We start from the raw sequence: 22432 nt of genomic DNA on the forward strand, positions 1-22432 counted from the left end.
ACCCTCCCCCGCAAGCGGGGGAGGGAGCGCACTGGCCGCGTGGCCACCATCGAGCTTCAGCCCGTCAGCCGATAGCGATCCCGTTGCCCACGGTGCGGTTCAGGACCTGGGTCGACTTCTCGATGCGTTCGGCTGCCGCGTTCAGCGCGTTCACCACGGCGGTCTGCGTCATCCTGGCGCGCTCGACGGCGGCGTTGCGGAAGTCCCTGAGCTCGGTCAGCTCATGCTCCATGGTGCGGAGACGGTTGCCGGAATCGACCAGCTCGTCGCAGACGGTCAGCGCCGCCATCACCGTGAGGCGCGCATCGCCGATCTCGCCGAATTTTCCGCGCAGCGACTGGATGCGGGTCTCCAGGCTCTCGGCGAGCTTGAGCAGCCGCACCTCCTGGCCCTCCTCGCAGGCCATGCGGTATTGCCGGCCATTGATGGTGACGTTGATGTGGCTCATCCATCCTCCCCGGTATCGAGCACCGAGCGTATCGTGACGATCGCGGAATCCAGCCGATCGGAAATCTCGCGGTTGCTTCGCTCGAGCTTGCGCGCCTTCACCAGCGCGCCGTCGAGCTCGTCGGCAAGCCGCGAGCGGTCCGCGCCAAGCGCCTGGATTCGTGCCGCGAGTTCGTTCTCGTCGCGATCGGCGTCGCGCCGTCGCTCAACCGCGCTTTCGAGCGCGTCGAGCGCCGCCATCAGCCTGCGGGTCGCGATCTCGATCTCGACCGCGGAGGACTCCGTCATGGCAGAACTGTTGGACACGCGATCGTTCATCTCATCAGCGGTGGAACCTGTGGCCCTTGCCCAGTGGCCTTTTCCTTGGGGCGTGCCGTCCGGCAAAAGACTCGGTTCGGCAAGCGGTTAGAAGCAGAAATTTACGTGGCAAGCTAGCCTAGCGCAACGCCGCCGCAAAACTATGCACCGATCAATCGGGACAAGATCACCGCAATCCATGGGATCTTCCTCGATCCGATCGCGCCGCAAAACCGCTCCGGGCCGAGGCAACTTTTACGGCCAAATCGGCGTTTGACTGCCTTGGACTCCCGGAACCGAGGTGCTATCCCAGCCCCGACCTTCAGGCCGCCAGGCTCCTCCCGCGCGGGCGCACGTCGCCGCCAAGCGCCTCATTTCAGACGGATTTCAGACATGACGCAGGTCGACCACAACCGCATGGCCAACGCGATCCGCGGCCTTTCGATGGACGCTGTCGAGAAGGCAAAATCGGGCCACCCCGGCCTGCCGATGGGCGCCGCCGACATCGCCACGGTGCTGTTCACGCAGTTCCTGAAATTCGATATCGCTGCGACCGAATGGCCGGACCGCGACCGCTTCGTGCTCTCGGCCGGCCACGGCTCGATGCTGCTCTATTCGCTGCTCCATCTCCTCGGCAGCCCCGAGATGACGATCGACCAGCTCAAGAACTTTCGTCAGATCGGGTCGCTGACCCCGGGCCATCCCGAACACGGCCACACCAAGGGCATCGAGACCACCACCGGTCCGCTCGGCCAGGGCATCTCGACCGCGGTCGGCATGGCGCTCGCCGAGAAGATGCTCGCCGCCGAGTTCGGCAAGAAGATCGTCGACCATCACACCTACGTGCTGGCCTCGGACGGCGACCTGATGGAGGGCATCTCGCAGGAAGCGATCGCCATGGCCGGGCACTGGAAGCTCAACAAGCTGATCGTGCTCTATGACGACAACGGCATCTCGATCGACGGTCCGACCTCGATCTCCGATTCCGTCGACCAGGTGAAGCGCTTCAAATCCGCCGGCTGGGCCGCCGAGAAGATCGACGGCCACGACCAGGCGGCAATTGCCGCTGCCATCACCCGCGCCCAGAAATCCAGCAAGCCGACGCTGATCGCCTGCCGCACCACCATCGGCTTCGGCGCGCCGCACAAGCAAGGCACCTCGAAGGTGCACGGCGAGGCGCTCGGGGCCGACGAGCTCAAGGCCGCCAAGGAAAATCTCGGCATTTCGCTCGAGCCGTTCTCGGTGCCCGACGATGTGCTGAAGGCCTGGCGCGCGGCCGGCAGCCGCGGCGCGTCTGCGCGTCAGGAATGGGAAGCAAGGCTCGGTGAGCTCGGCAGCCGCAAGCGCGCCGAGTTCGAGCGCCGCCTGCGCCACGAGCGTCCGGCTGCGCTCGCCAAGGCGTTCAAGGCCTATAAGAAGGAGCTGCTCGAAAAGCCGATGAATGCGGCCACCCGCAAATCCTCCGAAGCCGTGATCGAGGTCATCGCCGGCGCCATGCCGATGGAATTCCTCGCGGGCTCGGCCGACCTCACCGGCTCCAACAACAACAAGGCGAAGTCGGCGACAGCTTTCTCCGCCAAGACACCGAAGGGCCGCTTCATCCATTACGGCATCCGCGAGCACGGCATGGCGGCTGCGATGAACGGCATCTTCCTGCATGGCGGTTTCGCGCCGAACGGGGCGACCTTCCTGGTGTTCACCGACTATGCGCGTCCGGCGATGCGCCTTGCAGCGCTGATGGGCACCGGCGTCGTTTACGTGATGACGCACGACTCCATCGGCCTTGGCGAAGACGGCCCGACCCATCAGCCGGTCGAGCATCTTTCCGCACTTCGCGCCATTCCGAACATGCGCGTGTTTCGTCCCTGCGATGCGATGGAGGTCGCCGAGTGCTGGGAGCTCGCGCTCAACCGCACCGACGGCCCGACCGTGCTGGCGCTGACGCGGCAGAACCTGCCGCAGCTGCGTACCACCGCGACGAACGATAATCCCTGCCAGCATGGCGCCTACGAGCTCGTGGCATCCCAGGGCGAAGCCAAGGCGACGCTGTTCGCCTCGGGTTCCGAGGTCGAGATGGCGGTCGCCGCCCAGAAGCAGCTCGCCGAGCGCGGCATTCCGACACGGGTCGTCTCCGTGCCGTCGCTCGAGCTGTTGTTAGCGCAACCAAAGGAACGCCGTGATGCGATCATCGGCAACGCACCGATCAAGGTCGCGATCGAGGCCGCCGTGCGCTGGGGCTGGGACGCCGTGATCGGCCAGGATGGCGAGTTCGTCGGCATGCACTCTTTCGGTGCCAGCGCTCCGCTCAACAAGATCTTCCAGCACTTCGGTATTACCGCCGAGGCCGCGGTTAACGCTGTCCTGAAGCGCGTTTCCTGAGTGTTGAGCTTGCCCGAAAAAAGGACTAGGTAATCCCTCATATGATCAAGCACCGCCCGGCTGAACCGGGCGTCCGCCCCTAAAAAAACCCTCGCAGGCGCGTTACTGGCGCGTTGTGCGGGATGACAACGGTCATTGAAGGAGACGAAACATGGCAGTCCGCGTTGGAATTAACGGTTTTGGCCGCATCGGCCGCAACATCCTGCGGGCTATTGCCGAGTCCGGCCGCAAGGACATCGAGGTCGTCGGCATCAACGACCTCGGCCCGGTCGAGACCAACGCCCATCTGCTCCGTTTCGACAGCGTCCATGGCCGCTTCCCCGGCACCGTCACCGTCGACGGCGATACGATCAATCTCGGCGGCGGCAAGATCAAGGTGACCGCCGAGCGCGATCCATCGAAGCTGCCCTGGAAGGATCTCGGCATCGACATCGCGATGGAATGCACCGGCATCTTCACCTCGAAGGACAAGGCGTCCGCGCATCTGACCGCCGGCGCCAAGCGCGTGCTGGTCTCTGCGCCCGCCGACGGCGCCGACGCCACCATCGTCTACGGTGTCAACCACGACACGCTGACCAAGGAGCACCTGGTCATCTCCAACGGCTCCTGCACCACCAACTGCCTGGCGCCGGTGGCCAAGGTGCTGAACGATCTGGTCGGCATCGAGACCGGCTTCATGACCACGATCCACGCCTATACCGGCGACCAGCCGACGCTCGATACGATGCACAAGGATCTCTACCGTGGCCGTGCGGCTGCGATGTCGATGATCCCGACCTCGACCGGCGCGGCGAAGGCGATCGGCCTCGTGCTGCCGGAGCTCAAGGGCAAGCTCGACGGCGTCGCCATCCGCGTGCCGACCCCGAACGTCTCGGTGGTCGACCTCAAGATCGTCGCCAAGCGCGCTACCGACGTCAAGGAAATCAACGCGGCGATGAAGCGCGCCAGCGAGCAGCAGCTCAAGGGCATCCTCGGCTACACCAGCGCGCCGAACGTCTCGATCGACTTCAACCACGACCCGCACTCCTCGACCTTCCACGAGGACCAGACCAAGGTGCAGAACGGCACGCTGGTGCGCGTGATGTCCTGGTACGACAACGAGTGGGGCTTCTCGAACCGCATGGCGGACACCGCCGCTGCGATCGCGAAGGTGATCTAACTTCGCTCTCGTGTCCCGGACGCGATGCAGCGTGAAACGCTGCGTCGCAGATCCGGGACCCATTTGACCGCCGGACTCGCTGCAACATGGGTCCCGGTTCTGCACAGCGGCACTGCGCGCCGTGGTGCGCCCGGGACAAGGGCCATCCGATGACCAACAAATTCCGCACCCTCGACGACGTCGAATTGAAGGGCAAGCGCGTGCTGCTGCGCGTCGATCTCAACGTGCCCATGGACAATGGCCGCGTCGGCGACACGACCCGGCTCGAGCGCGTCGCGCCGACCATCACCGAAATCTCGGACAAGGGCGGCAAGGTCATCCTGCTCGCGCATTTCGGCCGGCCGAAGGGCCGCGATGCCAAGGACTCGCTCAAGCCTGTCGCCGAGGCGCTGGCGAAAGTGGTGAAGAAGCCGGTCGCCTTCGCGGACGACTGCATCGGCGAAGCCGCGGCCAAGGCCGTGGCGGCGCTGAAGGACGGCGACATCCTGTGCCTGGAGAACACCCGCTTCCACAAAGAGGAAGAGAAGAACGATCCGGCCTTCGTCGCGGAACTGGCAAAGCTCGGCGACATCTGGGTCAATGACGCGTTCTCGGCGGCGCACCGCGCCCACGCCACGACCGAAGGCCTCGGCCACAAGCTGCCGGCCTATGCCGGCCGCACCATGCAGGCCGAGCTCGACGCGCTGGAGAAGGCGCTGGGCTCGCCGACCAAGCCCGTGATCGCGATCATCGGCGGCGCCAAGGTCTCGACCAAGATCGACCTGCTCGAAAACCTCGTGACCAAGGTCGATGCACTGGTGATCGGCGGCGGCATGGCCAACACCTTCCTGCACGCCCAGGGCATCGGAATCGGCAAGTCGCTGGCCGAGAAGGATCTGGCCCCGACCGCGCTGCGCATCATGGAGAAGGCGGAAGCCGCCAACTGCGCGATCATCCTCCCCGTGGATGCCACCGTCGCCTATCACTTCGCCGCCAACGCGCCCTCGCATGCGTATGGCCTCGACGCCATCCCGGCCGACGGCATGATCCTCGACGTCGGCCCGCAATCGATCGCCCGCGTCCATGCCGCGATCGACGATGCGGCAACCCTGGTCTGGAACGGCCCGCTCGGCGCCTTCGAGATGCAGCCGTTCGACCGCGGCACGATGGCGGCCGCCAGGCACGCCGCCGGGCGCACCAAGGCGAAGAAACTGATCTCGATCGCAGGCGGCGGCGACACCGTTGCAGCCCTCAACCAGGCCCATGTGGCCGGTGACTTCACCTATGTTTCGACCGCCGGTGGCGCATTTCTTGAATGGATGGAAGGCAAGCCCCTGCCCGGCGTTGAAGTTCTGCGCATCAAGTAAGCAAGCGGCCTAGCAGGCCCCAACGGGAGAACAAGACAGATGGCTCGGATCACGTTACGTCAATTGCTCGACCACGCGGCGGAGAACGATTACGGCGTACCGGCCTTCAACATCAACAATATGGAGCAGGCGCTGGCGATCATGGACGCGGCCAACCAGGTCGACGCGCCCGTCATCATCCAGGCCTCGCGCGGCGCGCGTTCCTACGCCAACGACATCATGCTCAAGCACATGATGGACGCGGTCACCGAAATCTATCCGCACATCCCGGTCTGCGTGCATCTCGACCACGGCAACGAGGCCGCGACCTGCATGACCGCGATTCAGGCCGGCTTCACCTCGGTCATGATGGACGGCTCCCTGAAGGCCGACGGCAAGACCCCCGGCGACTGGGCCTACAATGTCGGCGTCACCAAGACCGTGACCGACATGGCCCATCTCGGCGGCATCTCGGTCGAGGGCGAGCTCGGCGTGCTCGGCTCGCTCGAAACAGGCATGGGCGACAAGGAAGACGGCCATGGCGCCGAAGGCAAGCTCAGCCACGACCAGCTCCTGACCAATCCGGACGAAGCCGTGAAGTTCGTGCAGGAGACCAGGGTCGACGCGCTCGCGATCGCGATGGGGACCTCGCACGGTGCCTACAAGTTCACCCGCAAGCCGGACGGCGACATTCTCGCCATGAACGTGATCGAGGAAATCCACCGCAAGCTGCCGAACATGCATCTGGTGATGCACGGCTCCTCCTCGGTGCCGCAGGATTTGCAGGAAATCATCAATGCCAATGGCGGCAAGATGAAGCCGACCTGGGGCGTGCCGGTCGCCGAGATCCAGCGCGGCATCAAGAACGGCGTGCGCAAGATCAACATCGACACCGACAACCGCATGGCCATGACCGGCCAGATCCGGAAAATCCTCAAGGACAATCCGGAAGAGTTCGATCCGCGCAAATATCTCAAGCCGGCGATGGAAGCCATGACCAAGCTGTGCAAGCAGCGGCTCCAGGAGTTCAACACCGCCGGCCAGGCCTCCAAGATCAAGCGGGTCCTGACCACCGCCGAAATGGCCAAGCGCTACGCCAAGGGCGAGCTGGATCCGAAGGTCGCGTAAGACACGTCCACTGTGTTAACGCCTTCACAGTTGCGTTCACGAGAAGTCGTCATGCCCGGGCTTGTCCCGGGCATCCACGTTCTTGGGCCCCGGGGCTAGGCGTGGATGGCCGGGACAAGCCCGGCCATGACGCTGCGGAAGTCTGCGGTCCCTCCCCTGCGACCAACGTTAACTCGGCAATTGCCCGAGAACGGTCTAACTTCACAGGCAAGGGCAGAGTCGTTTTGGGAGGACCTCTCTATGAATCTGACTGAGCTCAATAAGGTCGCGACCGCCATGGTCGCATCGGGCAAGGGTATCCTCGCCGCCGACGAATCCTCCGGCACCATCAAGAAGCGTTTTGACGCGATCGGCGTGGAATCGACGGAATCAAATCGCCGCGACTATCGCGAGATGCTGTTCCGCTCCAAGGAGGCCATGAGCCAGTATATTTCCGGCGTGATCCTCTATGACGAGACGATCTGGCAGGATGCCAAGGACGGCACGCCGCTGGTCAGGCTGATCGAACAGAGCGGCGCCATTCCCGGCATCAAGGTCGACGAGGGCACGCAAGCCTTGCCGATGTGTCCGGGCGAACTCGTCACCGTCGGGCTCGACAGGCTGGCCGAGCGGTTGAAGAAGTACTATGAGCGCGGTGCGCGCTTCGCCAAATGGCGCGCGGTGATCGATATCGGCAGCGGGATTCCCTCGATGACCGCGATCAGCGTCAATGCCCATGCGCTGGCCCGCTACGCCGCGCTGTGCCAGGCCGCGCAGATCGTGCCGATCGTGGAGCCGGAAGTGCTGATGGACGGCGACCACGACATCGACCGCTGCTATGAGGTCACGCAACGCGTGCTCAACAAGACGTTCCAGGAATTGCGCGTGCAGCGCGTCGCGCTCGAAGGCATGGTTCTCAAGCCCAACATGGCGATCTCAGGCAAGAAGTGCGTGAGGCAGGCCTCCGTCGAGGAAGTCGCGGAGAAGACGATCCGGCTGCTGAAGGCTTGCGTGCCCGCAGCGGTGCCGGGCATCGCCTTCCTCTCCGGCGGCCAGTCGGATGAGGAAGCGACCGCGCATCTCAACGCCATGCACAAGCTCGGCCCGCTGCCCTGGGGCCTGACCTTCTCCTACGGCCGCGCGCTGCAGGCCGCGCCGCAGAAGGCCTGGGCCGGCAAGGCCGAGAACGTCGCGGCCGGCCAAACCGCCTTCAGCCATCGCGCACGCATGAACGGCCTCGCCTCCAGAGGCGAATGGCAAAGTAGCCTGGAACAGAAGGCAGCCTAGATCTTGTCGAACAAACCGCCTCCGCCGCGCCCGGCGCCGCGCCTCTATCTCGCGACGCCTGTCGTCGATGATCCCGCTGCGCTCCTGGCCGAGCTGCCGGGCCTGCTCGCCGCCGCCGATGTCGCGGCCGTGCTGTTGCGGCTGAAGGAGACCGACCAGCGCACCATGATCTCGCGCATCAAGGCGCTCGCGCCGCCGGTGCAGAAGGCGGGCGCCGCGCTGCTGGTCGAGGGCCATGCCGAGCTGGTGGCACGCGGCGGCGCCGACGGTGCGCACCTGCCCGGCATCGCCGCGCTGAAAGAGGCGCTGCCGTCGCTCAAGCCCGATCGCATCGCCGGCGTCGGCGGGCTGACGACGCGGCACCATTCCATGGATGCGGGCGAGCTGGGCGCGGATTATCTGCTGTTCGGCGAGCCCGATGCGAAGGGCCAGCGTCCCCAGGCGCAGGCGATCGCAGAACGTATCGACTGGTGGGCCGAGCTGTTCGAGCCGCCCTGCGTCGGCTTTGCCATGTCGCTGCAGGAAGCCCGCGACTTCGCCGCCAGCGGCGCCGATTTCGTGCTGGTCGGCGACTTCGTCTGGGCCGATCCGCGCGGGCCCAAGGCCGCGCTGATCGAAGCGGACGCCGCGATCAAGCAGGCCCATGCGACGGCGACGGCCGACCAAAATCCTGCAGGCAGCGAGCACGGCTAGCGCCCCGACATGAAGCTTCCCTACATCACCATGCTGGCCACGCTGCTGCTCACGGGGCCCGCGGCCGCGCAGCTCCAGATCGCGCCGCCGGCGACGATCCCGAGCGCTGCGCCCGAGAAACAGAAGCCCAAGCCGCACACGATCACCAAGAAGAAGGAGGCCGCGCCGGCGCCGAAGCCTTCGGCCTCGCCCAAGCCGACGCCGACGCCGGCCGCGACCGTGATCCCGGCGCCGCCGACCGACAATTCCAACGCCGATCTGGTGTTCGGCGCCTATCAGCGCGGCCAGTACAAGACGGCGTTCGACCTCGCCACCGTCCGCGCGCAAGCGGGCGACCCCAAGGCGATGACCATGCTCGGCGAGCTCTATTCCAACGCCATGGGCATCCGCCGCGACTACGCCAAGGCGGCCGAATGGTACAAGCGCGCGGCCGATGCCGGCGACCGCGAGGCGATGTTCGCGCTCGCCATGCTGCGCATTTCGGGCCGCGGCGGCTCGGTCGACAAGAGCGAGGCTGTCAAGCTGATGGCGTCCGCCGCCAAGCTCGGCGAGCCCAAGGCGGCCTATAACCTCGCGCTGCTCTATCTGGACGGCCAGACCCTGCCGCAGGACGTCAGGCGCTCAGCCGAGCTGCTGCGGCAGGCCGCGGATGCCGGCCTGCCCGAGGCGCAATACGCGCTGGCGACCTTCTACAAGGAAGGCACCGGCGTGCCGAAGGACCCGGAACGCGCGGTGCGGCTGCTGCAGGCGGCCTCGCTCGCCGACAATGTCGACGCCGAGGTCGAATACGCCATCGCCATGTTCAACGGCACCGGCACCCCGAAGAACCAGCCGGCCGCCGTCGCCCTGCTGCGCAAGGCCTCGCGCCAGGGCAGCGCGATCGCGCAGAACCGGCTGGCCTGGGTGCTGATCAACGGCGTCGGCGTCGCCATGGACAAGGTCGAGGGCTTCAAATGGCACCTGGTGGCCAAAACCGCCGGCAAGGGCGACCCCGAGCTCGACAAGCAGCTGTCCGACCTGCCGGCCGAGGACCGGGCCAAGGCTGAGGCCGCTGCCAGAAAGTGGCTCGGGACCAAATGACCTGACGCAATGACTTGACCTGAGGGCCCTTGCAGGGCACCCAATCCCTCAAACAGGCGCGATTTCGCGCCCTTTCCCCCGATCAAGACCCAGAGCTCATGCTGTATTCCGCCACTATCAACGTCATGGTCAAGGCCGCGCGCCGCGCCGGCCGCAGCCTCAAGCGCGATCTCGGCGAGATCGAGCATCTCCAGGTCTCGCTGAAGGGGCCGGCCAATTTCGTCTCGCTCGCCGACAAGCGCGCCGAGGAGATTCTATACGAGGACCTCGCCAAGTCCCGACCCGGCTACGGCTTCATCGGCGAGGAGGGCGGAACCCGCGAGGGCAGCGACAAGAGCCACACCTGGATCGTCGATCCGCTCGACGGCACCACCAACTTCCTGCACGGCATCCCGCAATTCGCGATCTCGATCGGCCTGTCGCGCGAGGGCACGATCATTGCGGGCGTGATCTACAACCCCGCCAATGACGAGCTCTACATCGCCGAGCGCGGCAAGGGCGCTTTCCTCAACGACCAGCGCCTGCGGGTGGCCGGCCGCCGCCAGCTCAACGAATGCGTGGTGGCCTGCGGCCTGCCCCATATCGGCCGCGGCGACCACGAGGAATTCCGCCGCGAGATGACCGCGATCCAGGGCCGCGTTGCCGGCCTCCGCCGCTTCGGCGCCGCCTCCCTGGACCTCGCCTTCGTCGCCGCCGGCCGCCTCGACGGCTATTGGGAGCGCAACCTGCAATCCTGGGACGTCGCCGCCGGTCTGATCATGGTGCGCGAGGCGGGCGGCACGGTGAGCGACATCGACACGCCAGGCGATGCACTGGTCACCGGGCATGTCGTGTGCGGGAATGAGTTCGTGCATGGGGAGCTGGTGAAGATTTTGCGGAAATAGCTGGGGCGGTCGTACGACGGCTCGCTCCGCGCCGACTATGAATCTTCTTCCTCGGTTTCCTCGTCGCGATATTCGCCGCCGATGGTCAGTCCCTCGATCGCCGTGGCGCCCTTCTGCTTGATCACCCGGCGAAGCGGGACCGAGCTCTCGCCTCGCAAGGCCTCCATCAGCTGTTCGGAATGGGTGACGATCCAGATGTCGGCGCGACGGGATGCCTTGGCGATCAGCCGGGCCAGGGGCGCCAGCAGCGACGGATGCAGGCTGGCCTCGGGTTCGTTCAGCGCGATGAACGGCGGCAGCCGATAGCCCATGAACACTGCGAGCAGGCAGATGTACTTGAGTGTCCCGTCGGATAGTTCATGCGCCTTGAACGGCCGTGGCATGTCCGCCAGCTGCAAATCGAATTCACACCATCCATTTTGCTCCCATGCCCGGAGCTCGGCGCCCGGGAACGCATCTTCGATGGCCTCCTGCAGGTCGGTGGCGTCTTCCCGGATGGTATAGAGTGTCGCCAGGGCCGCAGCCAAATCGCTTCCATCGGCACTGAGCGAGGGCGTCGTGATCGCCAGACAGGGCTTTCGTATCGGTGACGCCGGGTCGGTCCGAAAGTCGTGATAGAATCGCCAGCCCAGCATCGCGCTTCGGACCAAATCGATTTCGGGGCATTCCTTGCCCTCGGCAAAACCCGCAAGCGCCGTCTCGGACGGCAGCACCGCGTCCTTGTGGCTACGCCACGCGCCGCTCTCGCCGCGGACGCTCACGAGCGAATTCTTCCGCTCCATGAGTCGAACCGTTCGTTTGCCCTGCGTCGCCTCGATACTTTCGGACTTGATCATCGGCTCGCCGGAAAACGCCGCCTCGAGCGGGCCGGGAAATCCGATCTCGATGGAATATTCGAGCCGGTCGAATTTGGCAGTCAACCGCAGTCGCCCGTCTTCGCCGCGCTTGCGAAGGCCGGACCAGCAGACCGAATTCAATCCGCCTTCATCCGCGATCGTACGCGTGATCCGCCCGGTCGCCGCGTCGCGCAGCAGCGACAAGGACTTGTAGAGATTGGACTTGCCGACGCCATTCTCGCCCACGAATACGGACAAGGGATGGATGGGGATGGAGAGCCGCCGAATGGAGCGATAGTTCGAGATCGCAACGTCGGTCAAACGCATCACATGCTCTCAAGCGGCGGGCCGTCCGCGCATTCGCGGTACTTGGCGACGGCACGCCATTTCAATCCAGAGATGCAGTCTGGATCGACACCTCCGAGAAAGCAAGCCGACCGATCCGGCGCTCAGTGGCCAGACTGCACTGGCGCCGGCGGGCCGTATGCCTCGCCTTCCCTCGCCGCCTTCGGCTCCCGATCCCCCGCCAGCACACGCTGCACCGAGACGAAGAACACCGGCACCATCAAGAGCGCCAGGATCACCACTGCGATCATGCCACCCATCACGATGGAGCCGAGCGCCTGCTGGCTGGCGCCGCCGGCGCCGTGGGCGACGGCCATCGGCAGCACGCCGCAGATGAAGGCGAGGCCGGTCATCAGGATCGGGCGGAAGCGCAAACGGCAGGCCTCGATGGTGGCGTCCACCAGCGGCTTGCCTTCTTTCCGCAGATCCTTGGCGAATTCGATGATCAGGATCGCGTCCTTGGCCGCAAGGCCGATGATGGTGATCAGACCGACGGTGAAATAGACGTCGTTGGGCAGGCCGCGCAGCATGGCTGCGATCACGGCGCCGACGATGCCGAGCGGCACCGTGAGCAGCACCGCGAGCGGAATGGTCCAGCTTTCGTAGAGCGCGGCGAGACACAGGAACACCACGAACACCGACAGCGCCAGCAGGAACGGCGCCTGCGAACCCGACAGCTTTTCCTGCAGCGACTGGCCGGTCCATTCATAACCGAAGCCGCGCGGCAGCCTGCCGGCAAGACGCTCCATCTCGGCGATCGCGTCGCCCGAGGTGAAGCCGGGCCTGGCCTCGCCGGAGATGCGTACCGCCGGATAATAGTTGAAGCCCGCGATCTGCGTTGGCCCACGCGCCCATTCGACCGTGGCAAAGGAGGAGAACGGCACGAGTTGGCCGCTTCTGTTCTTGACGTTGTAGTTGAGGATGTCCTCGGTCCGCATGCGGTCGCGGGCGTCGGCCTGCACCACGACGCGCTGCATGCGGCCGCGGTTCGGGAAGTCGTTGATGTAGTTCGAGCCGAGATTGGTCGAGATCGTGTTGTTGATGTCCTCGAAGGTGACGCCGAAGGCGCCGGCCTTCTCGCGGTCGATCACGAGATTGACCACGCCCGCCTCCGGCAGGCCCTCGACATAGACCTTCTGCAGCACCGGGCTCGCATTGGCTTCCACGATCAATTGGTCGGCGGCGCGCATCAATTGCTGATAGCCCTTCTGGCCGCGATCCTGGAGGCGGAACGAGAAGCCCGAGGAGTTGCCGAGATTGTCGATCGGCGGCGGCTGCAGCGCGGCGATCTTGGCGTCGCGGATCGACGCCCCCAGATCGCGGTTGATGTCGTTGACGATGGCCGCAGCGGAATCCTTCGGTCCGCGCTCCGACCAGTCCTTCAGCGTGATGAAGGCCTGCGCGGTGTTCATGCCCTGGCCGGAAAAGCTGAAGCCGGTGAGGAAGGTGACATCCTTCACGCCCGGACGTTCGGCGAGATATTTCTCGACCTTCTCGATCACGGATTCGGTACGGGCGTAGGACGAATCCGACGGCGTCTGCACGTCGGTGGTGACGAAACCCTGGTCGTCGATCGGCAGGAAGCCGCCGGGCAGGTTGACGAAAGCCCAGGACAGGCCGACGAGCAGCGCGACATAGACCAGCATCATGCGCCCGGTCCGTTTCAGCGAGAAGCCGACGGTGCGGGCGTAGCGAAACCGGCAGGCCTCGAGCAGATGATTGAACCGGCTGAACACAAAATTTGTCGAATGGCCGTGCCCCTTGGCAACGGGCTTCAACAGCGTGGCGCATAGCGCCGGCGTCAGCGACAGCGCGAGGAAGGCGGAGAAGCCGATCGCGGCGACCATGGTCACGGAGAACTGGCGGTAGATGATGCCGACCGATCCCGGAAAGAACGCCATCGGCACGAACACCGCCATCAGCACCAGCGTGATGCCGATGATGGCGCCGGTGATCTGCGACATCGCCTTGCGCGTCGCCTCCTTCGGCGACAGGCCTTCCTCGGCCATGATGCGCTCGACGTTCTCGACCACGACGATGGCGTCGTCGACGAGGATGCCGACCGCGAGCACCATGCCGAACATCGAGAGCATGTTGATGGAATAGCCGGCGACCAGCAGTATCGTGCAGGCGCCAAGCAGCGCCACCGGCACCACGATGGTCGGGATGATGGTGTAACGGATGTTCTGCAGGAACAGGAACATCACCACGAACACCAGCACCACGGCCTCGACAAGGGTCGACAGCACCTTCTCGATCGAGGCTTCGACCACGGGCGTGATGTTGTAGGGAATCTCGTAGGTGATGTTGGCCGGGAAGAAGCGCGACAGCTCCTTCATCTTCTCTTCGACCGCGCTTGCGGTCGCCAGCGCGTTGCCGGTCGGCGACATCAGCACCGAAAGGCCGGCGGTCGGCTTGCCGTTCAGGCGCGTGTTGAACTGGTAGCTGAGACCACCGACCTCGATACGTGCGACGTCGCGCAGCCGCACGGTCGAGCCGTCGGCATTGGCGCGCAGGATGATGGCGCCGAATTCGTCCGGCGCGGACAGCTGGCCCTTGACCAGCACCAGCGCGGAGGTGCGCTGGTTCGACGTCGACGGCTCGGCACCGATGCTGCCGGAGGCGACCTGCGCGTTTTGCGCGGCAATGGCCTTGTTGACGTCGTCGGCGGTGAGCCCATAGCCGACCAGCTTGGCCGGATCGACCCAGACGCGAAGCGATCGCTCGGTCGAATAGAGCGTGGCGCGGCCGACGCCGGGAATGCGGCGGACTTCGCCGAGCACGTTGCGGATCATGAAATCGCCGAGGCCGACCTCATCGAGGCTGCCGTCGGTCGAGCTGAGCGTGATGATCTGAAGCACCGCGCTGGAGGCTTCCTCGATCAGGATGCCCTGTTGCATCACCGCGCGCGGCAGGCGTGCCTCGACGCGCTTGATGCGGTTCTGGACCTCCACCGAGGCGTCGTTGGTATTGGTGCCTGGCTGGAAATTGGCGATGATTTCGACCTGACCGAGCGAGTCGCTGGTCGATTCGAAATTGAGGATGCCGGAGGCGCCGTTGAGCTCCTCCTCGATCAGCCGCGTGACGCTGTTGTAGAGGTTTTCGGGCGAAGCGCCGGGATAGCTGGTGGAGATCGAGATCGAGGGCGGCGCGATGATCGGATATTGCGCGATCGGCAGCAACGGCACCGCGATCGCGCCGATCAGACAGATGAACAGCGCGACCACCCAGGCGAAGATCGGCCTGTCGATGAAGAAACTCGCCATAATGCGCTACTGCATCATCTGGGCGCGTTGACTTTCCACGATGGCTTCGGCCTCGGCCCAGGATTGCGGCTTGACCTTGTCGCCCGCCGCGAACCTCTGGAAGCCTTCCACGACGACCTTGTCGCCGGACTTCAGGCCCTCGGTGATGAACCAGACGCCGTCCTGCACCGAGCCGGTGCGCACGGGCTGCACCGCGACGCGGTGATCGTCCTTCACGACGAAGACTTCACTGCCGCCGCCGCCATTGCGCTGAACCGCCTGCTGCGGCACGGCGATCGCGTCGCTGTCGATGCCCTGCTCGATCCGTACCCGAACATACATGCCGGGCAGCAATTCGCGGTGCAAATTGGGAAATTCACCGCGCAATGTCACTTGCCCGGTATTGGCGTCGACCTTCGCATCGGAGAACAGGAGTTTGCCGGTCAGCGGGTAGATCGTGTTGTCGTCGAGCACGAGACGCACCTTGGCGGCACCGGGCGCAATGCGCTCGAGGTCCCCGCTCGCGAAGGCGCGGCGGAGCTGATTGAGCTCGTTCACCGATTGGGTGAAGTCGGCGTAGATCGGATCGAGCTGCTGAATGGTCGCGAGATTGGTCTCGTTCTGCACGGCGAGAGCGCCCTCGCTGACCAACGCGGCGCCGACGACACCGTCGATCGGCGCACGCACGGTGGCGTAGTCGAGATTGAGCTTCGCACGCGCGAGATCCGCCTTGCGGCCCTCGACCTCGGCTTGAGCCTGGAGCTCGGCAGCGATTGCCTTCTCGTTCTCCGCCTCGGGCGCGGCGCGCTGGCTGGTGAGCGTGGCGATGCGGTGCGCCTGCTGCTTGGCCTGCATCAGCGCAGCCTCCGCCTTGGCAAGCGCGGCCTGGTTTGCCGACACCTCGACCTCGAACGGACGCGGATCGATGCGGTAAAGCGGATCGCCCGCCTTCACTTCGCTGCCCTGGTGGAACAGGCGCTCGACCACGATGCCCGAGATGCGCGGCCGAACGTCGGAGACGCGCGTCGGCGCGATGCGTCCAGGCAGTTCCCGCACGATGGAGCGTGGCTGCGGCCTGACGGTCACGACGCTGACGTCGGGTTCGGTCGGTTGCGCCTGGACGATCGCAGAGTTTGATTCATCACAGGCCGCAAGCAGCGGCGCCGCGACCGCGAGCATCATGGCCACGCAGACGGATCGCGCATGTAGTGGTGACATATGGGTAGTTGCCCCGTTCAATCGCATTGGTTTCAGGCTTCCAGAAGGTTCCGGACAGTCTGGCCTACAAATGAAAATAAACGGTGTTTGCTGCGACGCAATGAGACGATCGGCGGCTCATTGTCACACGACCTATCCCATTCTAAAAACGGGTATATTTTGGAGTCACCGGATCGTGAATCGGGTTCCATCGCGGCGTGCTGCGACGGAACATCGCAATTACCCCGCAGCCTTCATCCGATAGTGGCTGACGCCCCATTCGGTTCCATCGGCATAGCCGAACAGGCCCGATGTCGCGAGCAGGAACCAGCGCCAGCGCCAGCGCCGCATCCACAGGGGGGTCTGCTCGCCATAGACCTGGCGCAGGGACGCCTCGCTCGCATCCCGATGCGCGTCGAAATTGGCGAGCCAGTCGTTGGCGGTGCGCTGGTAATGCGTGCCGCTCCAGCACCATTCCTTCTCGACCGTGAAGATGTCGCCGAACTGCCTGACGAGATGATGGCTCGGCATCAGCCCGCCGGTGAAGACGTGCTGCGCGATCCAGTCATCGCGATCGAGCCGGTCGAACAGCTGCGAGCCGGAGCGATGGGTGACGATCTGCATGAAGAAGCGCCCGTCCGGCGCCAGCCATGACCGCAGCCGCGTCATCAGCTTGCGCCAGTTCATCATCTGCTCGAACATCTCGACCGAGACGATGCGGTCGAACTGGCCGTCGGGCGCGAACTCGTTCATGTCCGCGGCGACCACGCGCAGGTTCAGCAGGCCACGCCGCCGCGCCGCTTCCTCGACATGAGCGCGCTGCGCCTGCGAGGTCGACGCCGCCGTCACCCGGGCGTGCGGAAACTGCCGCGCCATCCACAGCGACAGCGAGCCCCAGCCGCAGCCGAGTTCGAGGATGGTCTGACCGTCGGCGAGGCCGGCATGCTCGACCGTCTGGCGCAGCGCCTCCTCCTCCGCCTCCTGCAAGGTGGTCGCATCGGTCTTGTAGAAGCAGCAGGAATATTTGCGGTTGGGGCCGAGCATTTGGGCGAAGAACGAAGCGGGCACTTCCTCGCGACCGGCCACCGCGGTTTCGGCGATCGGCCGCAGCATCATCCGCCCGGCGAAGGCGGCGTCGGTAGCCGCATCACGTGCCGCAAGGCGGGTTGCGCTGCGGGAGCACAGGCGCTGGATCGCGGCGCGGATCACGACGTCCGGCAGCGGCACGCGTTCGGCAGTCCCGATGATCGCGGAAACGACGCTCATGCGCCCCCTGAGTGGCAAATCTCTGCAAATACTGGCTTATCAAAGCGCCGCTTCCGGTCCCGGTTCCCCAGCTGGCCCCGAATTCGGCGCATCCGGCGCTTTTTTTGGGCTGGCGCTGTGCCATAGTGCGCACCGCAAGCAAGCTTTTGGAATGGATGATACCGGCCATGCCGTCAGGCACCTCGCCCCGCTCCACCATGGATATCGAGTACACGAAACTGTCCTCACCCAGCGTCTTCCTGGTGCGGATGCTGGTCTTCCTGGTGCTGTGCGCGCTGGTCGGCGTGGTGCTCTACAAGCAGATCATCCAGGCCTTCTTCGCCAATCCCGGCCTCAACGCCCTGATCGGCGCCGTGCTGTTCATCGGCATCATCCTGGCCTTCCGCCAGGTCATCCGGCTCTATCCCGAAGTGTCCTGGGTCAACAATTTCCGCATCGCCGATCCCGGCCTGGCGCCGGCCCGGCACCCGAAGCTGCTGGCGCCGATGGCGGCGATCCTCGGCGGCGAGCGCTCGGGGCGGATGTCGATCACCCAGACCACCATGCGGCATCTGCTCGATTCGATCGCGACCCGCCTGGACGAGGCCCGCGACATCTCGCGCTACATGACGGGCCTGCTGGTCTTCCTCGGCCTGCTCGGCACCTTCTGGGGCTTGATCGAAACGGTCGGCTCGGTCGGCAAGGTGATCGACGGGCTCAAGGTCGGCGGCGATTCCGGCGCCCTGTTCGACACGCTGAAGGAGGGCCTCGCCGCCCCGCTCGGCGGCATGGGCATCTCGTTCTCCAGCTCGCTGTTCGGCCTTGCCGGCTCGCTGATCCTCGGCTTCCTCGATCTGCAATCGAGCCAGGCGCAGAACCGCTTCTACACCGACCTCGAGGACTGGCTCGCCACCACCGTGCGCGAATATGACAGCGGCGAGGTCGCGGTCGCTTCCGGCGGCGGCGGGGTCGCCAGCGGCGAGCTCCAGGCCGCGGTCGAACGCTTGCGCTCCGTGCTCGAGGAAGGCAGCGCCAGCCGCGGCACCACGGCGGCGATGGCGAGCCTTGCCGAAGCCATCCAGGCGCTGGTCTCGCACATGCGGACCGAACAGCAGATGATCCGCGAATGGGCCGACGGCCAGGGCGAGCAGAACCGCGAGATCCGCCGCCTGCTGGAGCGCATCGCCCGCCAGCCGGAAAAGAGTTAGCGATATGGCTCTGGCGCGCGGCCGCCGCGGCGATACCTCCTTCAACTACTGGCCCGGCTTCGTCGACGCGCTGTCGACGCTGGTGCTGTCGATCGTGTTCCTGCTGTCGGTGTTCCTCGTGGTGCAGTTCTTCCTGTCGCAGGAGGTGACCGGCAAGGACAAGGCGCTGGAGCAGCTCAACGCCAAGATCGCCCAGCTCAACGAGCTGCTGTCGCTGGAGAAGCTCGGCAAGCTCACGCTGGACGACCAGGTCTCGCAATTGAAGGCCGGCCTCGCCTCGGCCGAGACCGAGCGCGACCGCATCAAGGGCCTCTACGACGGCCTCGCCGCCGCCGGTAACGACGCGCAAGGCAAGACCTCCGAACTCGGCAAGGCGCTGGATTCGGAGAAGGCGGTCTCGGCGCGGGCGCTGGCGCAGATCGAGGTGCTGAACCAGCAGATCAGCGCGCTCAGGCGGCAGTTGGCGGCGCTGGAAGAGGCGCTGGATGTCAGCGAAAAGCGCGACAAGGAATCGCAGAACCGCATCGCCGATCTCGGCTCCCGCCTCAACGTGGCGCTGGCGCAGCGCGTGCAGGAATTGTCGCGCTACCGCTCGGAATTCTTCGGCCGGCTGCGCGCCATCCTCGGCAACCGGCCCGACATCCGCATCGTCGGCGACCGCTTCGTGTTCCAGTCCGAGGTGTTCTTCGACACCGGACAGGCGACGCTGCTGCCCGAGGGGCGCACCGAGCTCGACACTTTGGCGACCGCGCTGATCGAGCTCGACAAGAAGATCCCGAGCGAGATCCCCTGGGTGCTGCGTGTCGACGGCCATACCGACGTGCGTCCGGTCAACGGCCCGAACTTCAAGTCGAACTGGGATCTCTCCGCGGCGCGCGCGATCTCGGTGGTGCAATATCTGGTCTCGCTCGGCGTGCCCGCCCAGCGGCTCGTCGCGGCCGGCTTCGGCGAATTCCAGCCGCTCGATCCCGGCAACACCGAAGAGGCTTACAAGCGCAATCGCCGCATCGAGCTGAAGCTGACGGAGCGGTAGTGAGCGCGATCCTCCTCCGCCCCTATCGCGTCGAGGACGAAGCCGCCGCGATCGACCTCTGGCATCGCACCTGGCAGCAGGCCTATCCGCAGATCGATTTCGCGGCCCGCCTGGACTGGTGGCGCGAGCGCTGGCGCAAGGATCTGGTGCCGAACGCCTCGATCGTCGTCGCCGAGCAGGACGGCGCGCTGACCGGCTTCGTCACCATCGACGGCGACGGCTATCTCGACCAACTCGTGGTCGACCCTGACCACTGGGGTTCGGACGCGGCCCGTCTGCTGGTCGACGAAGCGAAACGCCTGTCGCCCTCAGGCATCACGCTGCTCGTCAACAAGGACAATTCCCGCGCCATCCGCTTCTACGAGCGCAACGGCTTTGCCCACGCCGGTGACGACGTGAACCCGACCTCGGGCCGGCCGGTGCTGAAGATGGCGTGGCGGGCGTGAGGCCCGTCACGCGGGGATCCAGTGACGTCTGCTAGTCGTTGGTGCCAGAGCAGCGATGACAAGCGGATGGAGGCGATCGATGAAGCTGCGCGATCTGGCCCAGGGTTCCTCGGTCTTTCTGGGCGTCATCCTCGCCGGATATCTGTCGACGACCTATGTCAACCAGCGCTTTGCGATGCAGGCCACCACGACGGGCTCGCCTGCTCCCACAAGCAGCCCTGCCCCATCGGCCTGCGTCGGTGAGGACGGCAGCTGGAAGAATTGGCCCTGGCCGAACGTGCCGGCGCTGTCGCCGAAGTGCCGGTAACGGAACAGCAAGCTCCAAGGCAAATATCGAAAAACAACCCCATGCGCAGTAGCCGAGGCCAACGAAATCAACGACTTGCGCGCGCAGTGCAGCGACACGCCGGGGCAAAACAGGAGCATTTTGCCAGGATCGATCGGGCATCGAAGCTGGCGTGGCTCGAAGCTCAGAGATGAGCAATCGATATGCAAAATTAGTGCGCGGGCTTCTGCCTCGCATTGGGCTTGTGGTGCGTGCCAAACCGCTCGACCATGGTCGCACTCGCCTCGTTCAGGCCGATCACCTCGACCCGCGCTCCGTGTCGACGAAGCTTCAGAACGATGTCGTCCAGGGCGCCGATTGCGGTGATGTCCCAGAAATGCGCGTCGCTCACGTCAAGACGGACTCGTTCCGGTACGTTCTGATAATCAAACGCATCGACGAGGCTGTTGGAAGACGCGAAAAACACCTGACCGGTTACAAAATAAGTGATCTCCCGACCGTCTTCCGACAGCTCGGTGACGATTCCGAGCAATCGGGCCACCTTGGCGGCAAAGAATACGCCGCTCAGGACGACACCAGTAAGAACGCCCATCGAAAGATCGCCGGTGGCCACCACGATCACCACCGTTGCCAGCATCACCACGCTTGAACTCAACGGGTGCGACCTCAACTTGGTCACGGACGACCAGTTGAAGGTGCTGATCGAGACCATGATCATGACAGCGACCAGTGCCGCCATCGGGATTTGCCTGACCCAATCGCCCAGAACGACAATCAGGAACAACAAGAACGCGCCGGCAAAGAATGTCGAAAGTCTCGTCCGTGCACCGGCGGTGACGTTGATGACGGATTGTCCGATCATTGCGCACCCGCCCATCGCGCCGAGGAAGCCCGTGACAAAATTGGCGACGCCCTGGCCGACGCATTCCCTGTTCTTGTTGCTGCCCGTATCGGTCATGTCGTCCACGATCGAGGCGGTCAGAAGGCTCTCCAGCAATCCCACCGCAGCCATCGCCAGCGAGTAAGGCAGGATGATCTTCAGCGTCTCCAGATTGAACGGAACCTGAGGCATCGCGAAGAAGGGAAGGCTCGATGGCAATTCTCCCATGTCGCCGACGGTGCGCAACTTGATGCCGGAATAGATCGTGAAGGCCGTCAGGACGATGATCGCGACTAGCGCCGACGGCACCCGCTTCGTCAGGTATGGGAACAGATAGATGATTGCGAGCCCGGCGCCGACCATCGTGTAGGTTTCCCAGCCCACGTGCATCAGCTGCGGCAACTGGGCCAGGAAGATCAGAATGGCGAGCGCGTTGACGAAGCCGGTCATGACCGAGCGCGATACGAACTTCATCAACAGGCCGAGCCGCAAGGCGCCGGCCACGATCTGGATCAGCCCCATCAGGACGGTGGCCGCGAACAGATATTGCAGGCCGTGATCTCGCACCAATGTGGTCATGAGAACGGCGGTCGAAGCGGTTGCCGCCGAGATCATGGCCGGTCGGCCACCCAAGATGGCGGTGACGCAGGCAATCGAGAACGAGGCGTAAAGGCCCACCTTGGGATCGACACCGGCAACGATGGAAAATCCGATCGCCTCCGGGATCAGAGCCAAGGCGACGAGAGTGCCTGACAGCAATTCGGTCGGGACGTTCGTCAGCCACTCGCGACGGAACGACTGGAAGAAACTCATTTTCTGGAACCGACATTGACCAGCGAGGCGGCGGGCAAAGCCCGCTCGGCCATGGAATAAGCAGACTGCTATTCGCTGAGGGTTTCCGGGGGATAGGCGCCCGGCCGAGCCACCCGATCTACATCAGGTCCGACGAGGCTTCAGATTGCCTTCGCTGCATCGCAACATCAAGCGAAATTTCGGATCGGCTGGGAGCGTGGTTTGCCGCTCCGCCTGATCACACCGTGAGGCAGGGGGCCC

General features: G+C 64.9%; 19 protein-coding genes and 1 other annotated feature. Of the genes, 12 read left to right on the top strand and 7 right to left on the bottom strand.

What is annotated here, in order from left to right:
* Positions 1 to 64: 64 nt before the first annotated feature.
* Both CIT39_RS29290 and CIT39_RS29295 read right to left on the bottom strand, forming a co-directional pair.
* Entirely contained in the window at positions 65 to 448 is a 384-nt protein-coding gene (locus tag CIT39_RS29290) for a cell division protein ZapA (protein ID WP_094976794.1), read from the bottom strand.
* Positions 445 to 765: a DUF4164 domain-containing protein gene (locus tag CIT39_RS29295; RefSeq protein ID WP_181955180.1), complete on the bottom strand. Its 321-nt coding sequence runs from the start codon at positions 763 to 765 to the stop codon at positions 445 to 447. The genes CIT39_RS29290 and CIT39_RS29295 overlap by 4 nt, the downstream gene beginning before the upstream one ends.
* A 372-nt stretch (positions 766 to 1137) precedes the next feature.
* On the opposite strand from CIT39_RS29295, the gene tkt reads away from it, so the two are divergent.
* The 8 genes from tkt to CIT39_RS29335 all read left to right on the top strand — a co-directional run bounded on the left by tkt (position 1138) and on the right by CIT39_RS29335 (position 10658).
* Positions 1138 to 3123 (top strand): transketolase, encoded by a 1986-nt coding sequence (gene tkt, locus CIT39_RS29300; protein ID WP_094976792.1) that lies wholly within the window; start codon positions 1138 to 1140, stop codon positions 3121 to 3123.
* Positions 3124 to 3274: 151 nt separating this feature from the next.
* Positions 3275 to 4282: a type I glyceraldehyde-3-phosphate dehydrogenase gene (gene gap, locus CIT39_RS29305; RefSeq protein WP_094976791.1), complete on the top strand. Its 1008-nt coding sequence runs from the start codon at positions 3275 to 3277 to the stop codon at positions 4280 to 4282.
* Between the two features lie 149 nt (positions 4283 to 4431).
* Entirely contained in the window at positions 4432 to 5628 is a 1197-nt protein-coding gene (locus CIT39_RS29310; RefSeq protein ID WP_094976790.1) for a phosphoglycerate kinase, read from the top strand.
* Between the two features lie 39 nt (positions 5629 to 5667).
* Positions 5668 to 6735 (top strand): class II fructose-bisphosphate aldolase, encoded by a 1068-nt coding sequence (gene fba / locus CIT39_RS29315; protein ID WP_094976789.1) that lies wholly within the window; start codon positions 5668 to 5670, stop codon positions 6733 to 6735.
* Positions 6736 to 6975: 240 nt separating this feature from the next.
* Positions 6976 to 8001, top strand: coding sequence for a class I fructose-bisphosphate aldolase (locus tag CIT39_RS29320; RefSeq protein ID WP_094976788.1), 1026 nt, complete (start codon positions 6976 to 6978; stop codon positions 7999 to 8001).
* Positions 8002 to 8004: 3 nt separating this feature from the next.
* A complete protein-coding gene (locus tag CIT39_RS29325; protein ID WP_094976787.1) occupies positions 8005 to 8694 on the top strand; it encodes a thiamine phosphate synthase in 690 nt (229 codons plus the stop codon).
* A 9-nt stretch (positions 8695 to 8703) separates the two neighbouring features.
* Complete coding sequence (locus CIT39_RS29330; RefSeq protein WP_094976786.1) at positions 8704 to 9774, top strand: tetratricopeptide repeat protein; 1071 nt, start codon at positions 8704 to 8706, stop codon at positions 9772 to 9774.
* A gap of 98 nt (positions 9775 to 9872) precedes the next feature.
* Positions 9873 to 10658, top strand: coding sequence for an inositol monophosphatase family protein (locus tag CIT39_RS29335; RefSeq protein ID WP_094976785.1), 786 nt, complete (start codon positions 9873 to 9875; stop codon positions 10656 to 10658).
* A 35-nt stretch (positions 10659 to 10693) separates the two neighbouring features.
* Here CIT39_RS29335 and CIT39_RS29340 read toward each other — a convergent pair whose 3' ends face one another.
* The 4 genes from CIT39_RS29340 to CIT39_RS29355 form a co-directional block, all read right to left on the bottom strand.
* Positions 10694 to 11821: an AAA family ATPase gene (locus tag CIT39_RS29340; RefSeq protein ID WP_094976784.1), complete on the bottom strand. Its 1128-nt coding sequence runs from the start codon at positions 11819 to 11821 to the stop codon at positions 10694 to 10696.
* A 122-nt stretch (positions 11822 to 11943) separates the two neighbouring features.
* Positions 11944 to 15105 (bottom strand): multidrug efflux RND transporter permease subunit, encoded by a 3162-nt coding sequence (locus tag CIT39_RS29345; RefSeq protein ID WP_094976783.1) that lies wholly within the window; start codon positions 15103 to 15105, stop codon positions 11944 to 11946.
* A gap of 6 nt (positions 15106 to 15111) precedes the next feature.
* A complete protein-coding gene (locus CIT39_RS29350) occupies positions 15112 to 16302 on the bottom strand; it encodes an efflux RND transporter periplasmic adaptor subunit (RefSeq protein ID WP_094976782.1) in 1191 nt (396 codons plus the stop codon).
* Between the two features lie 219 nt (positions 16303 to 16521).
* Entirely contained in the window at positions 16522 to 17547 is a 1026-nt protein-coding gene (locus CIT39_RS29355; protein ID WP_094976781.1) for an SAM-dependent methyltransferase, read from the bottom strand.
* Positions 17548 to 17714: 167 nt separating this feature from the next.
* On the opposite strand from CIT39_RS29355, the gene CIT39_RS29360 reads away from it, so the two are divergent.
* From CIT39_RS29360 to CIT39_RS29375, 4 genes are all read left to right on the top strand, one after another.
* Positions 17715 to 18734, top strand: a complete 1020-nt coding sequence (locus tag CIT39_RS29360; protein ID WP_162308746.1) for a flagellar motor protein MotA — start codon at positions 17715 to 17717, stop codon at positions 18732 to 18734.
* A gap of 4 nt (positions 18735 to 18738) precedes the next feature.
* On the top strand, positions 18739 to 19767 hold the full coding sequence (locus CIT39_RS29365; RefSeq protein ID WP_094976780.1) for a peptidoglycan -binding protein: 1029 nt from the start codon (positions 18739 to 18741) through the stop codon (positions 19765 to 19767).
* Positions 19767 to 20213 (top strand): GNAT family N-acetyltransferase, encoded by a 447-nt coding sequence (locus tag CIT39_RS29370; RefSeq protein WP_094976779.1) that lies wholly within the window; start codon positions 19767 to 19769, stop codon positions 20211 to 20213. The genes CIT39_RS29365 and CIT39_RS29370 overlap by 1 nt, the downstream gene beginning before the upstream one ends.
* A 79-nt stretch (positions 20214 to 20292) precedes the next feature.
* The gene (locus CIT39_RS29375) at positions 20293 to 20520 is read left to right on the top strand and encodes a hypothetical protein (RefSeq protein ID WP_094976778.1); all 228 of its coding nucleotides are present in this window, start codon (positions 20293 to 20295) and stop codon (positions 20518 to 20520) included.
* Positions 20521 to 20710: 190 nt separating this feature from the next.
* Here the strand turns inward: CIT39_RS29375 and CIT39_RS29380 are convergent, their stop codons facing one another.
* On the bottom strand, positions 20711 to 22192 hold the full coding sequence (locus CIT39_RS29380) for a SulP family inorganic anion transporter (protein ID WP_094976777.1): 1482 nt from the start codon (positions 22190 to 22192) through the stop codon (positions 20711 to 20713).
* A gap of 79 nt (positions 22193 to 22271) precedes the next feature.
* Positions 22272 to 22326: a sequence feature (sul1 is cis-regulatory element that is thought to sense ions involved in sulfur or methionine metabolism; They are found in Alphaproteobacteria), on the bottom strand.
* Positions 22327 to 22432: the final 106 nt, after the last annotated feature.

It is taken from the genome of Bradyrhizobium symbiodeficiens, from assembly GCF_002266465.3.
In the GTDB taxonomy this organism is placed as follows: Bacteria; Pseudomonadota; Alphaproteobacteria; order Rhizobiales; family Xanthobacteraceae; genus Bradyrhizobium; species Bradyrhizobium symbiodeficiens.

Bases quoted from the DNA above. Each gene is read 5' to 3' on its own strand.
- CIT39_RS29290 (WP_094976794.1), bottom strand. From the start codon at position 448: ATGAGCCACATCAACGTCACCATCAATGGCCGGCAATACCGCATGGCC.
- CIT39_RS29295 (WP_181955180.1), bottom strand. From the start codon at position 765: ATGAACGATCGCGTGTCCAACAGTTCTGCCATGACGGAGTCCTCCGCG.
- tkt (WP_094976792.1), top strand. From the start codon at position 1,138: ATGACGCAGGTCGACCACAACCGCATGGCCAACGCGATCCGCGGCCTT.
- gap (WP_094976791.1), top strand. From the start codon at position 3,275: ATGGCAGTCCGCGTTGGAATTAACGGTTTTGGCCGCATCGGCCGCAAC.
- CIT39_RS29310 (WP_094976790.1), top strand. From the start codon at position 4,432: ATGACCAACAAATTCCGCACCCTCGACGACGTCGAATTGAAGGGCAAG.
- fba (WP_094976789.1), top strand. From the start codon at position 5,668: ATGGCTCGGATCACGTTACGTCAATTGCTCGACCACGCGGCGGAGAAC.
- CIT39_RS29320 (WP_094976788.1), top strand. From the start codon at position 6,976: ATGAATCTGACTGAGCTCAATAAGGTCGCGACCGCCATGGTCGCATCG.
- CIT39_RS29330 (WP_094976786.1), top strand. From the start codon at position 8,704: ATGAAGCTTCCCTACATCACCATGCTGGCCACGCTGCTGCTCACGGGG.
- CIT39_RS29335 (WP_094976785.1), top strand. From the start codon at position 9,873: ATGCTGTATTCCGCCACTATCAACGTCATGGTCAAGGCCGCGCGCCGC.
- CIT39_RS29340 (WP_094976784.1), bottom strand. From the start codon at position 11,821: ATGCGTTTGACCGACGTTGCGATCTCGAACTATCGCTCCATTCGGCGG.
- CIT39_RS29345 (WP_094976783.1), bottom strand. From the start codon at position 15,105: ATGGCGAGTTTCTTCATCGACAGGCCGATCTTCGCCTGGGTGGTCGCG.
- CIT39_RS29350 (WP_094976782.1), bottom strand. From the start codon at position 16,302: ATGTCACCACTACATGCGCGATCCGTCTGCGTGGCCATGATGCTCGCG.
- CIT39_RS29355 (WP_094976781.1), bottom strand. From the start codon at position 17,547: ATGAGCGTCGTTTCCGCGATCATCGGGACTGCCGAACGCGTGCCGCTG.
- CIT39_RS29360 (WP_162308746.1), top strand. From the start codon at position 17,715: ATGCCGTCAGGCACCTCGCCCCGCTCCACCATGGATATCGAGTACACG.
- CIT39_RS29365 (WP_094976780.1), top strand. From the start codon at position 18,739: ATGGCTCTGGCGCGCGGCCGCCGCGGCGATACCTCCTTCAACTACTGG.
- CIT39_RS29375 (WP_094976778.1), top strand. From the start codon at position 20,293: ATGAAGCTGCGCGATCTGGCCCAGGGTTCCTCGGTCTTTCTGGGCGTC.
- CIT39_RS29380 (WP_094976777.1), bottom strand. From the start codon at position 22,192: ATGAGTTTCTTCCAGTCGTTCCGTCGCGAGTGGCTGACGAACGTCCCG.